This is a genomic window from Kitasatospora sp. NPDC048296 (assembly GCF_043201815.1).
Taxonomy (GTDB): Bacteria; Actinomycetota; Actinomycetes; order Streptomycetales; family Streptomycetaceae; genus Kitasatospora.
Genome location: NZ_JBICZB010000032.1, coordinates 57,247 through 72,895, shown reverse-complemented (window position 1 = coordinate 72,895; position 15,649 = coordinate 57,247). Strand labels below are relative to the sequence as shown.

The window sequence follows — 15,649 nt, the reverse complement described above, 5'->3', positions numbered from 1 at the left end:
ATTCTGACACTCGGACAGACCCGGCGATGCCGTCGCCGAGGGTGTCCGGGGCGGACCGTACCGAATCCTCCGAAGCCCCGGCCTCCACAGCACAGCCCTCCGCAGCGGCCCGACAACCCGGGGTCGAGGAGGGCCGGACCGCGGCACCGCGCAGGCGCACCACCACCACGCGCCGCACCGCCGCCGCGACGGCCACCACCCGCCCGGCCGCCGACCCCGAGGCCGGCGCCTCGACCGCTGCCGCCGCGACCGCCCCTGCCCGCAGGAGCGGCGCGAAGGGCACGGCCAAGAGCCCCGCCAAGAGCACGACCAAGACCGCCACCAAGCCCTCCGCCCGCAAGACGACAGAGAGCGACACCGTGATCGGCCGCATCCCCGTCCTGGACGTCAGCCCCACCGTCGACGCCGGCCGCCGCCCGGCCAAGGCCGTCGTCGGCGAGACCTTCGCGGTCACCGCGACCGTCTTCCGCGAGGGCCACGACGCCGTCAACGCCAACGTGGTGCTGCGCGACCCGCGCGGCCGCAGCGGCCCGTGGACGCCGATGCGCGAGCTCGCCGAGGGCACCGACCGCTGGGGCGCGTACGTCACCCCGACCGCGCCCGGCCGCTGGTCGTACCTGGTGGAGGCGTGGAGCGACCCGATCGCCACCTGGCGCAAGACCGCCTCGATCAAGCTGCCGGCCGGGATCGACACCGCGCTGGTGCTGGAGGAGGGCGCCCGGCTGCTGGAGCAGGCCGCGGCCGGGGTCCCGAAGAAGGAGGGCCGGGCACACGTGCTGGCCGCCGCCGACGCGCTGCGCGACCCGGGGCTGCCGCCGCTGTCCCGGCTGGCCGCCGCGCTCGCCCCCGAGGTGCTGGAGCTGCTGGCCCGCTACCCGCTGCGCGAGCTGCTCACCGCCTCCCGGCCGCTGCCGCTCCAGGTGGACCGCGAGCGCGCGCTGTTCGGCTCCTGGTACGAGTTCTTCCCCCGTTCGGAGGGTGCGGTGGTGGACCCCAACGGGGTCGAGCCGCCGCTGTCGGGCACCCTGCGCAGCGCCGCCGAGCGGCTGCCGGCGGTGGCCGCGATGGACTTCGACGTGGTCTACCTGCCGCCGGTGCACCCGATCGGGCGAGCCTTCCGCAAGGGCCCGGACAACACCCTGACGGCCGGTCCGCACGACGTCGGCTCGCCCTGGGCGATCGGCTCCCCCGAGGGCGGCCACGACGCGGTCCACCCGGACCTCGGCACCATCGAGGACTTCGACCACTTCGTCGCCGAGGCCCAGGCCCTGCACCTGGAGGTGGCGCTGGACTTCGCCCTCCAGTGCTCCCCCGACCACCCGTGGGTGAACAAGCACCCGGAATGGTTCAGCCACCGCGCGGACGGCACCATCGCGTACGCCGAGAACCCCCCGAAGAAGTATCAGGACATCTATCCGATCAACTTCGATCAGGACATGGATGGAATCGTCAAGGAAACCATTCGAACCCTCCGGTTCTGGATGTCCCACGGCGTCCGGATCTTCCGGGTCGACAACCCCCACACCAAGCCGGTGGTGTTCTGGGAGACGGTGCTCGGCGACATCGCCCGCACCGACCCGGATGTCGTGTTCCTGGCAGAGGCCTTCACCCGCCCGGCGATGATGCACACCCTCGCAAAGATCGGTTTCCACCAGTCGTACACGTACTTCACCTGGCGCAACACCAAGACCGAACTCACCGAGTACCTCACCGAACTCACCGGTGACGCGGCTGCCTACATGCGCCCCAACTTCTTCCCCAACACCCCGGACATCCTGCACGCCTTCCTCCAGCACGGCGGCCGCGCCGCCTTCGCGATCCGCGCGGTGCTCGCCGCCACCCTCTCCCCCAGCTACGGCGTCTACGCCGGCTACGAGCTGTACGAGAACGAGCCGGCCCACCCGGGCTCCGAGGAATACCTGCACTCGGAGAAGTACGAGCTCCGCCCGCGCGACTGGAACCGCACCGACACCCTCGCCCCGCTGCTCACCGTGCTGAACCGGCTGCGCCGGCGCCACCCCGCCCTGCAGCAGCTGCGCGACCTGCGCTTCCACCACACCGACAACGAGCAGGTGCTCGCCTACTCCAAGACCGCGACCACCCCCGAGGGCCTGACCGACCAGGTGATCACGGTGGTCAACCTCGACCCGCACCACGTCCAGGAGGCCACCGTCACCCTCGACGGCGACGGCCCGTTCGCGGTGCACGACGAGCTCACCGGCGCCGTCTACACCTGGGGCCGGCACAACTACGTCCGGCTCGATCCCTCAGCCGAGCCGGCTCACCTCCTCACGGTTCGGAGGAACCCAGCGTGACAGTGAACGAGCCCGTCCCCGACACCTTCCCCGAGACCTCGAAGAAGAACCTGGACCCCGAGTGGTTCAAGCGTGCGGTCTTCTACGAGGTGCTGGTGCGGTCCTTCCAGGACAGTAACGGCGACGGGGTCGGGGACCTCAAGGGGCTCACGGCCAGGCTCGACTACCTCCAGTGGCTCGGCATCGACTGCCTCTGGCTCCCGCCGTTCTTCGCCTCGCCGCTGCGCGACGGCGGGTACGACGTGGCCGACTACAAGTCGGTGCTGCCGGAGTTCGGCGACGTCGCCGACTTCATGGAGTTCGTCGACGCCGCGCACGCCCGCGGCATGCGCGTGATCATCGACTTCGTCATGAACCACACCAGCGACCAGCATCCGTGGTTCCAGGCCTCCCGCGCGGACCCGGACGGGCCGTACGGCGACTTCTACATGTGGGCCGACGACGACAAGCAGTACCCGGACGCCCGGATCATCTTCGTCGACACCGAGACCTCCAACTGGACCTACGACCCGGTCCGCAAGCAGTACTACTGGCACCGGTTCTTCTCGCACCAGCCGGACCTCAACTACGACAACCCCCGGGTCCAGGACGAGATGGTCGCCGGGCTGCGGTTCTGGCTGGACCTCGGCATCGACGGCTTCCGGCTGGACGCGGTGCCGTACCTGTTCGCCCGCGAGGGCACCAACTGCGAGAACCTGCCGGAGACCCACGAGTTCCTCAGGCGGGTCCGCAAGGAGATCGACGCCGACTACCCGGACACCGTGCTGCTCGCCGAGGCCAACCAGTGGCCGGAGGACGTGGTCGACTACTTCGGCGACTTCACCGGGGGCGGCGACGAGTGCCACATGGCCTTCCACTTCCCGGTGATGCCGCGGATCTTCATGGCGGTGCGCCGGGAGTCCCGCTACCCGGTGTCCGAGATCCTCGCCAAGACCCCGCAGATCCCCGCCGGCTGCCAGTGGGGCATCTTCCTGCGCAACCACGACGAGCTGACCCTGGAGATGGTCACCGACGAGGAGCGCGACTACATGTACGCGGAGTACGCCAAGGACCCCCGGATGCGCGCCAACGTGGGCATCCGCCGCCGGCTCGCCCCGCTGCTGGAGAACGACCGCAACCAGATCGAGCTGTTCACCGCCCTGCTGCTCTCCCTGCCCGGCTCGCCGGTGCTCTACTACGGGGACGAGATCGGCATGGGCGACAACATCTGGCTGGGCGACCGGGACGGCGTGCGCACGCCGATGCAGTGGACCCCGGACCGCAACGCGGGTTTCTCCTCGGCCGACCCGGGCAGGCTCAGTCTGCCGCCCATCATGGACCCGGTGTACGGCTACCAGGTGACCAACGTCGAGGCGCAGCAGAGCAGTTCGAGTTCGCTGCTGCACTGGACGCGTCGCATGATCGAGATCCGCAAGCTCAATCCGGCGTTCGGCCTCGGCACCTACACCGAACTGCCGTCCAGCAACCCCGCCGTACTGGCCTTCGTGCGCGAGTACGAGGGGGACCTGGTCATGTGCGTGAACAACTTCTCGCGGTTCGCGCAGCCGACCGAGCTGGACCTGCGGCAGTACGGCGGGCGGTACCCGGTCGAGCTGATCGGCGGGGTGCGCTTCCCGTCGATCGGCGAGTGGCCCTACCTGCTCACGCTGGCCGGGCACGGCTTCTACTGGTTCCAGCTCCGGCAGCCCCCGCGCCTGAGCGGGACCAGGCGGCCGAAGTAACGATCCGCCGCGCTCCACGGCACCCCGGTCCGCACAGCACCACCTGACCCTCCGGGGGCGCGAGTTGAACCCCCGCGCCCCCGGAGTTCTCTGCACCACCGCGTACGGAGAACAGCCCAACGGCCACCCACACGAAGGCGTGACACCCGAGCCGTGCTCGCGTGCCGCGACCGCCGCGCCGCCGAAATCCGGAAGACTGACGGACCCGGCCACGACCCGTCGGGCAGTCCGCGTCCTTCCGGGGAAAGGGAGTCATGTCCGAAACCTCCCGTTCTCAAGCCCATGTGCAGCACGACGCCCCGGCCGGTTCCGCCGCGCCGGCGGGCGTGCGGGGCACCGGGCCCCGGAGAACCGCCCTGGGGGTCAGCGAGCTCGTCCAGGCGGCCCTGCCGCTGATCGCCGAGTGGCTCCCCACCCAGCGCTGGTACGCCGGGAAGGGACGGCCCATCACCGGGCTCACCCCGGTGGTCGGAACCCCGCTCCAGGTCGGCGACCCGGCGCTGCTGCACCTGCTGCTGCGGGTCGAACACGCCACCACGGTCGGCGCCCCGCACGGCGACATCTACCAACTCCTGCTCGGCATCCGCTCGCAGGGCCCCGCGGGTATCGAGCCCAGCGCGGTACTCGGCCGGCTGAGCCAGGGCCCGTACGACGGCGCCGCCCTCTACGACGCGGTGCACGACCCCGAGCTCACCGGCCGCCTGCTGGAACACCTCGCCACCGGCGACCGCTTCGGCTCGCTGTCCTTCCGCCGCACCCCCGGCTCCGGACTGCCCACCAACATCCCCGGCCGCGCCTCCACCGCCGAGCAGTCCAACAGCTCGGTCATCTACGGCACCTCCTACATCCTCAAGCTGTTCCGCCGCATCCACCCCGGCACCAACCCCGACCTGGAGCTCTCGCTCGCGCTCTCCCGAGCCGGCTCCACCCGCATCCCCCGGGTCGCCGCCTGGTTCGAGAGCCGGATGGAACGCGCCGAGCCCGCCACCCTCGGGCTGCTGCAGCGCTACCTGCCGGACGCCGAGGACGGCTGGGAACTCGCCCTCGACCAGGTCGGCCGGCTCAAGGGCGACCGCTCCCCCGGCAACTTCGCCATCGAGGCCCACCGGCTCGGCCGGGCCACCGCCGAGGTGCACCGGGTGCTGGCCCGCTCGATGCCGGTCGCCCGGCTCGACCGCACCCAGACCGGACGGCTCGCCACCGCGATGGCCGACCGGCTGGACAGCGCCGTCGCCGCCGTCCCCGGACTGCTGCGCTTCCGGGCCGCCCTGCGCACCGCCTTCCAGCAACTCGCCGACGCCCACCCGGACGGCCTGCCGGTCCAGCGCATCCACGGCGACCTGCACCTCGGGCAGGCCATGCGCACCCCGCACGGCTGGGTGCTGCTGGACTTCGAGGGCGAACCGGCCAAGTCCGTCAACGAGCGCCGCGAGCCGCAGCCCGCCCTGCGCGACGTCGCCGCGATGCTGCGCTCCTTCGACTACGCGGCCGCCCACCTGCTGGCCGGCGGCCCGGTCGACCCGGAGCTGGCCCACCTCGCCGCCGCCTGGGCCCAGCGCAACCGCACCGCCTTCTGCGCCGGCTACACCGCCGGGGGCGGCGCCGACCCGGCCGCCTCGCCGGAGCTGATGCGAGCGCTGGAGATCGACAAGGCGGTGTACGAGGTGGTGTACGAGGCCCGGCACCGGCCCAGCTGGCTGCCGATCCCACTGGCCGCGATCAACCGGCTCGCCCTCTCCGTCTGACCCCGCCCTCCCCGTCCCGCCCGAAGTCCACCCAGCCCCGCCGTACGCCCACCCCCCGCCGCAGGAGGACCACGCCGTGACGCCGCCCGACCCGACCGGCCGCCCCACCCGCCCCGTTCCGGCCACCTTCTCGGCCCGGGCCTCCGCCCCGCCCCGAGCCGAAGGGCGCGCCGGCGCGAAGAGCGTCGGCGCCGGATCAGAGCGCCCGGAGGCGAGCGGGCGAGCCACACCACCCGAGGCCCCCCTCGTGCCGGATCCTCCGACAGACCTTCCGACGGGCGCCCTGCGCCTCCCCGAGGCGCCGCTGCCGCCGGCCGAGGTGGAGCGGTTGGTGGGCGGGCAGCACCACGACCCGCACGCGCTGCTCGGCGCGCACCCGGTGCACGGCGGGACCGCGATCCGGGTGCTGCGCCCGTTCGCCGAGCGGGTGGTGGTGGAGACCGCCCAGGGCCCGGCCGAACTCACCCACCAGCAGGGCGGGTTGTTCACCGGGCTGCTGACGGGCCGCGAACTCCCGGACTGCACCCTGCTGGTGACCTACCCCGGCGGCGAGCCGCTGCGCCAGCACGACGGCTACCGCACCCCGCCCACCCTCGGCGAGCTCGACCTGCACCTGATCTCCGAGGGCCGGCACGAGCAGCTGTGGCAGGCGCTCGGCTCGCACGTGCGCACCGTCGGCGGCGTCCCCGGCACCGCCTTCGCGGTCTGGGCGCCGAACGCCGCCGGGGTCCGGCTGATCGGCGACTTCAACCACTGGGACGGCACCGGCCACCCGATGCGCTCGCTCGGCTCCTCCGGGATCTGGGAGCTGTTCGTCCCCGGCCTCGCCGAGGGCACCACGTACAAGTACGAGATCCACACCCGGCAGGGCTGGGTGCTCGACAAGGCCGACCCGCTGGCCCGGGCCGCCCAGTGCCCGCCCGGCACCGCCTCGGTGGTCACCTCCTCCTCGTACGCGTGGCAGGACGGCGAGTGGATGGCCCGCCGGGCCCGCGCCGCGCACCACCGCGCGCCGATGTCGGTGTACGAGCTGCACCTGGCCTCCTGGCGGCCCGAGCTCACCACCTACCGCGAGATCGCCGACGAACTGCCGCGCTACGTCAAGGAGTTGAACTTCACCCACGTGGAGTTCATGCCGGTGATGGAGCACCCCTTCGGCGGCTCCTGGGGCTACCAGGTCTCCGGCTACTACGCCCCCACCGCCCGGCTCGGCGGCCCCGACGACTTCCGGTACCTGGTGGACACCCTGCACCGCCACGGCATCGGCGTGATCGTCGACTGGGTGCCCGCGCACTTCCCCAAGGACGACTTCGCGCTCGCCCGCTTCGACGGCGAGCCACTGTACGAGCCGGCCGACCCGCTGCGCGCCGAGCACCCGGACTGGGGGACGCTGGAGTTCGACTACGGCCGCAAGGAGGTGCGCAACTTCCTGGTCGCCAACGCCGTCTACTGGTGCGAGGAGTTCCACGTCGACGGCCTGCGGGTGGACGCGGTCGCCTCGATGCTCTACCTCGACTACTCCCGCGAGGGCGGCGACTGGACGCCCAACCAGTACGGCGGCCGGGAGAACCTGGACGCGGCCGCGTTCCTCCAGGAGATGAACGCGACCGTCTACCGCCGCTGCCCCGGCGTACTCACCGTCGCCGAGGAGTCCACCGCCTGGGACGGCGTCACCCGGCCCACCGACGCCGGCGGCCTCGGCTTCGGACTGAAGTGGAACATGGGCTGGATGCACGACTCGCTGGTCTACATGTCCAAGGAGCCGGTGCACCGCAAGTACCACCACAACGAGATCACCTTCTCGATGGTGTACGCCTACTCCGAGAACTACATCCTGCCGATCTCGCACGACGAGGTCGTCCACGGCAAGCAGGCCCTGGTCTCCAAGATGCCCGGCGACTGGTGGCAGCAGCGCGCCAACCACCGCGCCTACCTGGGCTTCATGTGGTCCCACCCGGGCAAGCAACTGCTGTTCATGGGGCAGGAGTTCGCCCAGGGCGCGGAATGGCACCACGAGCAGGGCCCGCAGTGGTGGGTGCTCGACGAGAAGTGGCCGGCGCATCGGGAGCACCTGGGCGCGCGCCGCCTGGTCCGCGACCTCAACCGGATCTACCGGGACACCCCCGCCCTCTGGGAGCTCGACACCACCCCGGACGGCTTCCGCTGGCTGGACGGCGGCGCCGCCGAGGACAACCTGCTCTCCTTCGTCCGCTTCGCCGCCGACGGCACCCCGCTGGTCGCCGTCTGCAACTTCTCCCCCGTCGTCCGGCACGGCCACCGGGTCGGCCTGCCCGCCCTGGACGGCCGCGAGCAGCTCTGGGAGGAGGTGCTGAACACCGACGCCGAGACCTACGGCGGCGGCGGCGTCGGCAACTCCCACCCGGTCAAGGCCGAGCCGGTCGAGTGGAACGGCCAGCCCCGCTCGGCCGAGCTGATCCTCCCCCCGCTCGCCACCGTCTGGCTCCGCCCGGCACGCTGATCCCCGTCCCTCCGGGCGCCCCTCCCGCGGGCGCCCGGAGGTGACCTTCGTCCCTTGCCGCCCGGGGCGCCCTCTGCTCGCGGACGGCTGTTCGGGGTGCGAAGGTATGGTCGAGATGACCACCTTCCGAGACGACGGGACGGAGACATCCACGTGGCGCGCAGCGTGTACGTGACCGGCATCGACCGGGGGGACGGCCGACAGGCCGTCGAACTCGGGGTCATGGAACTGCTCACCCGCCAGGTGGATCGGATCGGGGTGTTCCGTCCGCTGGTGCACGCGGCCGCCCCCGGCGAACCGGGCTCGGACCACGTGGTCGAACTGCTGCGCGGCCGCTACCGGATCGAGCTGCCCGGCTCCGAGCTGTACGGGCTCACCTACGAGGAGGCCGCCGCGCTGCAGGCCGCCCAGGGGCAGGACGAGCTGGTCTCCGCCCTGGTCGACCGCTTCCGCGCGCTGGAGCGGCGCTGCCAGGCCGTCCTGGTGCTCGGCACCGATTTCGCCGACACCAACATCCCGGACGAACTGGCCTTCAACGCCCGCCTCGCCAACGAGTTCGGCGCCGCCGTGCTGCCGGTGGTCGGCGGCCAGGGCAAGGACCCGGAGGCCGTGATCGCCGAGGTACTGGGCGCCCACCGGGCGTACACCGACCTCGGCTGCGAGACCCTGGCCATGATCGCCAACCGGACCGCCCCGAGCGCCAAGCAGCGGATCCAGCGCACCCTCACCGAGAAGCTGCCGATCCCCGCCTACGTCATCCCGGAGGAGCCGGCCCTGGCCGCGCCGACCGTCGCCCAGCTGGTCGAGGCGACCGGCGCCGAGGTGCTGCTCGGCGATGCCGCGGGCCTGGCCCGGGACGTGCGCGGCTTCGTCTTCGGCGGCGCCATGCTGCCCACCTTCCTGGACGCGCTGACCGAGGGCGCCCTGGTGGTCACCCCCGGGGACCGCGCCGACCTGGTGGTCGGCTCACTGGCCGCCCACGCGGCCGGAGCCCCGCCGATCGCCGGCGTGCTGCTGACCCTCGGCCAGCACCCCGGCCCCAACGTCATGGCGCTGGCCGCCCGGCTCGCCCCCGGCACCCCGGTCGCGGTCGTCCCCGAGGGCAGCTGGCCCACCGCCGCCACCCTGACCCACCTGGAGGGCGCGCTCACCGCGGCCAGCCCCCGGAAGGCCGAGATCGCCCTCGGCCTGTTCGAACTGCACGTCGACACGGCCGAGTTGACGAACCGGATCGAGGTCGGCCGGTCCGAGCGGGTCACCCCGATGATGTTCGAGCACGAGCTGCTGGAGCGCGCCCGGGCCGGTCGCCGGCACGTCGTCCTGCCCGAGGGCACCGAGGAGCGGGTGCTGCGCGCGGCCGAGATCCTGCTGCGCCGCAACATCTGCGACCTCACCCTGCTCGGCGAGATCGACGCGGTGCGCCGCAAGGCCGCGAGCCTGGGCATCGACCTGCCGCAGGCCGGGGGAGAACCGGACGCCGACCGCGCCCAGGTCCGGATCGTCGACCCGGCCACCAGCCCGCTGCGCCGGCAGTTCGCCGAGCTGTACACCCGGCTGCGCGCCCACAAGGGGATGACCGTCGAACTGGCCCTGGACGTGGTCACCGACGTCTCCTACTTCGGCACCCTGATGGTCCAGGAGGGCATCGCCGACGGCATGGTCTCCGGCGCGGTGCACTCCACCGCTGCGACCATCCGGCCCGCCTTCGAGGTGATCAAGACCTCGCCGGGCGCCTCGATCGTCTCCTCCGTCTTCTTCATGTGCCTGGCCGACAAGGTGCTGGTGTACGGCGACTGCGCGGTCAACCCCGACCCGGACGCCCAGCAGCTGGCCGACATCGCGATCCAGTCCGCCGCCACCGCCGCCCAGTTCGGGGTGGAGCCGCGGGTCGCGATGCTCTCCTACTCCACCGGCACCTCCGGCTCGGGCGCGGACGTCGACAAGGTCCGCAAGGCCACCGAGCTGGTCCGCGAGCTGCGCCCGGACATCCTGGTCGAGGGCCCGATCCAGTACGACGCGGCGGTGGACGAGCTCGTCGCCGCCACCAAGCTGCCGGGCTCGCCGGTGGCCGGGCGGGCGACCGTGCTGATCTTCCCGGACCTCAACACCGGCAACAACACCTACAAGGCCGTCCAGCGCTCGGCCGGCGCGATCGCGGTCGGCCCGGTGCTGCAGGGGCTGCGCAAGCCCGTCAACGACCTCTCGCGCGGGGCGCTGGTGCAGGACATCGTCAACACCGTCGCGATCACCGCCATCCAGTCCCAGGACGACAAGGAGCCGAGCGCATGAGTGAAGGGACGCGCGTTCTGGTGCTCAACGCCGGCTCCTCGTCGGTGAAGTACCAGCTGATCGACATGCTGGACGGCGCCAAGCTGGCCTCCGGGCTGGTCGAGCGGATCGGCGAGTCGAGCGGCCGGCTGGCGCACACCCCGCGCGCGGGCGAGCGGCGCGAGGTGCTGCAGGTCTTCCCGGACCACTCGGCCGCGCTGAAGGCCGTCGCCGAGGAGCTGGCCGCCGACGGCCTCGGGCTGGACTCCCCCGAGCTGGCCGCGATCGGCCACCGGGTGGTGCACGGCGGCAAGCGGTTCACCGAGCCGACCGTGATCACCGACGAGGTGCTCAAGGAGATCCGCCGGCTGATCCCGGTCGCGCCGCTGCACAACCCGGCCAACATCACCGGCATCGAGGTGGCCCGCGCGCTGCGGCCCGACCTGCCGCAGGTGGCCGTCTTCGACACCGCCTTCCACGCGTCGATGCCCGAGTACTCGGCCCGGTACGCGATCGACAAGGCCGTGGCCGACGAGCACCGGGTTCGCCGCTACGGCTTCCACGGCACCTCGCACCAGTACGTCTCGCGGGCCACCGCCCGGCTGCTCGGCAAGGACCCGGCCAAGGTCAACGTGATCGTGCTGCACCTGGGCAACGGCGCCTCCGCCTCGGCGGTCAGCGGCGGGCGCTGCGTGGACACCTCGATGGGCCTGACCCCGCTGGAGGGCCTGGTCATGGGCACCCGTTCGGGCGACATCGACGCCGGCGTGGTGTTCCACCTGCACCGGGTCGGCGGGCTGTCCGTCGACGAGATCGACGACCTGCTCAACCGCCGCAGCGGCCTGCGCGGCCTGTGCGGCGAGAACGACATGCGCGAGATCATGCGCCGGGCCGACGAGGGGGACGCGGACGCGAAGCTCGCCTTCGACAGCTACGTCCACCGGCTGCGCAAGTACATCGGCGGCTACTACGCGGTGCTCGGCCGGGTGGACGCGATCGCGTTCACCGCGGGCGTCGGGGAGAACGCGGCGCCGGTGCGCGCGGCGGCCACCGCCGGGCTGGACGAGCTGGGCATCGCCGTGGACCCGGAACTGAACTCGGTGCGCTCCGGCGAGCCCCGGATCATCTCGCCCGCGTACGCCCGGGTGGCGGTCGCGGTGGTGCCCACCGACGAGGAGCTGGAGATCGCCCGACAGGCCTTCGCCCTGGTGCACCTGGAGGGGGAGAAGTCCGAGGACTGACACACCGTCGTCTCGCTCCTCGGAATCCTTCGTCGGCGATTCCCCACGATTCGTGCCGAATGCACCTATAACACGAACGGATAGACTGATCCATATGCGCCGAGCGAAAATTGTCTGCACCCTGGGTCCGGCGACGGACTCCTACGAACAGCTGAAGGCCATCGTCGAGGCGGGCATGAACGTCGCCCGACTGAACATGAGCCACGGCAACCACGCGGACCACGAGGAGCGGTACCGAAAGGTCCGCCAGGTCTCGGAGGACACCGGCAAGGCCATCGGCGTCCTGGCCGACCTCCAGGGTCCCAAGATCCGTCTGGCGACCTTCGCCAACGGCCCGGTGACCGTCGACAACGGCGACGAGTTCACCATCACCACCGAGGACGTCCCCGGTGACCAGCACATCTGCGGTACCACCTACAAGGGCCTGCCCGGCGACGTGAAGCCCGGCGACCCGATCCTGATCAACGACGGCGTCATCGCCCTGGAGGTCGTCAGCGTCGACGGCCCGCGGGTGAAGACCGTAGTGGTCGAGGGCGGCGTGCTCTCGAACAACAAGGGCATCAACCTGCCCGGCGCGGCCGTGAACGTGCCCGCCCTGTCCGAGAAGGACAAGGACGACCTGCGCTTCGCGCTGCGTCTGGGCGTCGACATGGTCGCCCTGTCCTTCGTCCGCAACGCGGACGACATCAAGGACGTCCACGAGGTCATGGACGAGGTCGGCATCCGGGTGCCGGTCATCGCCAAGATCGAGAAGCCGCAGGCCGTCGAGGCCATGGAGGAGATCGTCCTCGCCTTCGACGCCATCATGGTCGCCCGCGGCGACCTGGCCGTGGAGTACCCGCTGGAGCGGGTGCCGCTGGTCCAGAAGCAGCTGATCACCCTGGCCCGCCGCAACGCCAAGCCGGTCATCGTCGCCACCCAGATGATGGAGTCGATGATCCACGCCAGCCGCCCGACCCGTGCCGAGGTCTCCGACGTCGCCAACGCCATCCTGGACGGCACCGACGCGGTGATGCTCTCCGCCGAGTCCAGCGTCGGCAAGTACCCGGTCGAGACCGTCCGCACCATGAGCCGGATCTGCGAGAAGGCCGAGGAGGAGCTGGTCTCCCAGGGCCTCCAGCCGCTCAACCCGGGCCGCAAGCCGCGCACCCAGGGCGGCTCGGTCGCCCGCGCCGCGTGCGAGCTGGGCGACTTCCTGAACGGCAAGGCACTGATCGCGTTCACCAAGTCCGGTGACACCGCGCGTCGGCTGTCCCGCTACCGCTCGCCGATCCCGGTGATCGCGTTCACCCCGGACGCGGCCACCCGCAACCAGCTCTCGCTGAGCTGGGGCGTCGAGTCGTACGTCACCGAGCAGGTGGCCACCACCGACGCGATGGTCGCGCAGGTCGACCGCGAGCTGCTGAAGATGGGCGCCCTGAGCGAGGGCGACACCGTCATCGTCACCGCCGGTGTCCCGGTCGGCATCCCCGGCACCACCAACATGGTGCAGGTGCACCGCCTGGGCAGCCACGGCGAGTGACGCTCCGATAGGGCCCGTCCGGTGGATCTTGTCGAACCCGGCAAAGATCCACCGGACAGGCCCAAGTCCGAACGCCGGTGGGGCGGTCCTCCTGAACGGGAGGGCCGCCCCACCGGCGTTTCGGCGTCCGCTACGTGCCGCCTGCTTGTCGCCTACTTGTCGCTGTAGGGGGCGTCGTCGTTGAACAGATGCATCCCGGGGATGTGCAGGGTGCCGCCGAACTGGCCGGCCTGCTTGGCGGTGACCCCGGTCAGCTCCAGGTCCAGCGGGATCGGGATGGCGCCGATCAGGTCGTACAGCCAGCGCGGCAGGGTGTCCGGGGTGAGGGTGATCTCGCCCAGGTCGATCGGGATCGGCAGGCCGAGCACCTTGGACAGGTGGCCGGAGAGCCGCTCCACGTACATGGTGACCTGGCCGTTGCGCATGGTCGAGGTCGAGCCCGGGGCGCCCTGGACGTGGAAGGTGACGCCGTTGCCCTCCAGGGTCGACATGTCGAGATTGTCGATGTCCACGCTGTCGACCACGAACTTCAGCACCCGCTTGGTGCCGGTCGGGGTCTTCACGTCGTAGACACCGTGGAAGGCCGCGCCGTGCAGTGCCAGCCGACTGGTCTGCAGCGTCCAGTTCTGCTCCGGGACCACCTGCTCGGCGGCGGCCCGGCCAGCGGTCAGGTGACGGGCGTCCACCGCGCAGTTGGGGTCCGCGGTGGGCGAGGCGGACGGCGTGCCCGAGGCGCTCGCGTTGGGCGTGGGCGTCGCGGAGGCGCCGGCCGAGGGGGTCGCGGACGGGGCCGCCTCGGGGCTCGCCTTGCCGGTCGGCGCGGTGGCGGCCGGCGAGGGCTGGCCGCCCGAGGACTGCGCGGCGGGCGGCGCGGCCTGCTGGGTGCCGGCGGCCGGGGCCTGCGGCTGGGCCGGCTGTGCCGGGGTGCCGACCCGCGGGGCCGGGGCGGCCGGGGCCTGGGGGCCCGGTGCGGGGGCGCCCGGTGCGGGGGCGCCCGGTGCGGGGGTGGCGGTCGGGGTGGCACTCGGTGTCGGGCCGGCCGAAGCACCCGGGTTCAGCAGGTGGTTGATGCCGCCGACGATGTCGTCGATCAGTCCGGCCTGGCTCGCGGTGGCCGTGCCGTTGCCGGTGCCCTGGTAGACGGCGCTCACCGCACCCGAACCGCCGGTGTCGACGGAGCGGACCACGGGCGGCTTCACCGGCGAGGTGGGCGTCGTGGCGGCCGACGGCTTCACCGGCGAGGTGGTCGGCGCGATGGTCGGCGTCTGGGTGGGCACCGAGGTCGGGCCGGTCGAGGGCGCCGCGGTGGCCCCGGCGGTCGGAGCCGCCGTAGGCGCCGTACCGGGCGTGTCGGACGGGCCGGGCGGCGGCGCGGGCAGCTCGCTCTTGGGGACGGGCGTCTCGATCGGCGCGACGTCCGGGACGGCGGCGGGCGCGGTGGGGCAGGGCTTGCCCGCCGCGGATTCGGCGACCGCCGGGTTGGGCGTGTAGGCGGCGGCCATCAGCAGCGCGGTCGGCACCGCCGCCATCGCCAGCGCGCGGCCTCTCAGCCGGACCCGGACCGGCGTGCGCGGCGCCGCGTGTCTGCCGGAGCGCTGCGCGGGGACGGCCGTGCCCTCAGCTTGTTCGGCCGGCCCGCTCACCGCGCCTCCTCCTGGTCCCCGGCACCGCCCTGCTGCGGAACGGCGGCCTCGGCGGCGGGCTCGGCCGCCGCGGGCTCCTTGGGCGCGCCCTGGGCGGGCAGCTTCGCGGTGGGCGCCTCGGCGGCCTCGGCCGTCTCAGCGGCCTTGACGGTCTCAGCGGTCTTGGCCGGGGCGGTCTCGGTGGCGACGCTCTCCGCGACCGCGTCGTCCGCCGCGCCCTTGGCCCGGCCCGCGCGACGCCCCTTGGCCGGCTCGGTCGACGGCTCCGGCAGCGGCGCCCAGGAGACCATCAGTCCGCCGCCGATCAGGCCCGGCAGCAGCGAGAGTCCGAAGCCCGCCAGGTTGGAGACCGGGATCGAGACCAGCGTCAGCAGGATGGTCGCGATGCCTGCGAAGACCCGTACGGCCGGCTGGAACCAGGAGGTCAGTCCGAGGATGATCATCAGCACGCCGATGATCAGCGACCCGGCGCCCGCCGTGGTGGACATCGCGATGGTCAGTCCGCCGAAGGACAGGTGCGCGTACGGGAAGTAGAGGATCGGGACGCCGGCGATCATGGCCAGCAGGCCGCCCCAGAAGGGCCTGGTGCGGCGGAATTCGCGGAAGTGCCGCCACAGCCACCCGATGGGGTTCTGCTGGCGGGGCCGCGTCTCGACCGTTGCGCTGGACATGGTGCAACTCCTCGACGTCGCTACGAGGTTGGAACAAAAAGGGG

The 15,649-nt window shown here is 72.2% G+C and carries 9 protein-coding genes; 7 read left to right on the top strand and 2 right to left on the bottom strand.

Annotated features, from left to right (window positions below):
- Positions 1-359: 359 nt before the first annotated feature.
- From ACGF12_RS20400 to pyk, 7 genes are all read left to right on the top strand, one after another.
- Positions 360-2,315 carry an alpha-1,4-glucan--maltose-1-phosphate maltosyltransferase gene (locus tag ACGF12_RS20400; RefSeq protein ID WP_393031690.1) on the top strand — a complete coding sequence of 652 codons (1,956 nt, stop codon included), beginning with the start codon at positions 360-362 and terminating at the stop codon, positions 2,313-2,315.
- Positions 2,312-4,036, top strand: a complete 1,725-nt coding sequence (treS, locus tag ACGF12_RS20395) for a maltose alpha-D-glucosyltransferase (protein WP_380612473.1) — start codon at positions 2,312-2,314, stop codon at positions 4,034-4,036. The genes ACGF12_RS20400 and treS overlap by 4 nt, the downstream gene beginning before the upstream one ends.
- Positions 4,037-4,290: 254 nt before the next feature.
- Complete coding sequence (locus ACGF12_RS20390; RefSeq protein ID WP_393031665.1) at positions 4,291-5,781, top strand: maltokinase; 1,491 nt, start codon at positions 4,291-4,293, stop codon at positions 5,779-5,781.
- A 247-nt stretch (positions 5,782-6,028) separates the two neighbouring features.
- On the top strand, positions 6,029-8,260 hold the full coding sequence (glgB, locus tag ACGF12_RS20385; protein WP_393031662.1) for a 1,4-alpha-glucan branching enzyme: 2,232 nt from the start codon (positions 6,029-6,031) through the stop codon (positions 8,258-8,260).
- Between the two features lie 153 nt (positions 8,261-8,413).
- Entirely contained in the window at positions 8,414-10,549 is a 2,136-nt protein-coding gene (gene pta / locus ACGF12_RS20380; RefSeq protein WP_393031659.1) for a phosphate acetyltransferase, read from the top strand.
- Positions 10,546-11,769 (top strand): acetate kinase, encoded by a 1,224-nt coding sequence (locus ACGF12_RS20375; RefSeq protein WP_393031656.1) that lies wholly within the window; start codon positions 10,546-10,548, stop codon positions 11,767-11,769. Before pta ends, ACGF12_RS20375 begins: the two co-directional genes overlap by 4 nt.
- Positions 11,770-11,863: 94 nt before the next feature.
- Complete coding sequence (gene pyk, locus ACGF12_RS20370) at positions 11,864-13,291, top strand: pyruvate kinase (RefSeq protein ID WP_393031653.1); 1,428 nt, start codon at positions 11,864-11,866, stop codon at positions 13,289-13,291.
- A gap of 152 nt (positions 13,292-13,443) precedes the next feature.
- Here pyk and ACGF12_RS20365 read toward each other — a convergent pair whose 3' ends face one another.
- Both ACGF12_RS20365 and ACGF12_RS20360 read right to left on the bottom strand, forming a co-directional pair.
- A complete protein-coding gene (locus ACGF12_RS20365) occupies positions 13,444-14,934 on the bottom strand; it encodes a hypothetical protein (protein ID WP_393031650.1) in 1,491 nt (496 codons plus the stop codon).
- On the bottom strand, positions 14,931-15,605 hold the full coding sequence (locus tag ACGF12_RS20360) for a DUF6114 domain-containing protein (protein WP_393031647.1): 675 nt from the start codon (positions 15,603-15,605) through the stop codon (positions 14,931-14,933). Before ACGF12_RS20360 ends, ACGF12_RS20365 begins: the two co-directional genes overlap by 4 nt.
- Between the last annotated feature and the right edge of the window lie 44 nt (positions 15,606-15,649).

Bases quoted from the DNA above. Each gene is read 5' to 3' on its own strand.
- ACGF12_RS20390 (WP_393031665.1), top strand. From the start codon at position 4,291: ATGTCCGAAACCTCCCGTTCTCAAGCCCATGTGCAGCACGACGCCCCG.
- ACGF12_RS20375 (WP_393031656.1), top strand. From the start codon at position 10,546: ATGAGTGAAGGGACGCGCGTTCTGGTGCTCAACGCCGGCTCCTCGTCG.
- pyk (WP_393031653.1), top strand. From the start codon at position 11,864: ATGCGCCGAGCGAAAATTGTCTGCACCCTGGGTCCGGCGACGGACTCC.
- ACGF12_RS20360 (WP_393031647.1), bottom strand. From the start codon at position 15,605: ATGTCCAGCGCAACGGTCGAGACGCGGCCCCGCCAGCAGAACCCCATC.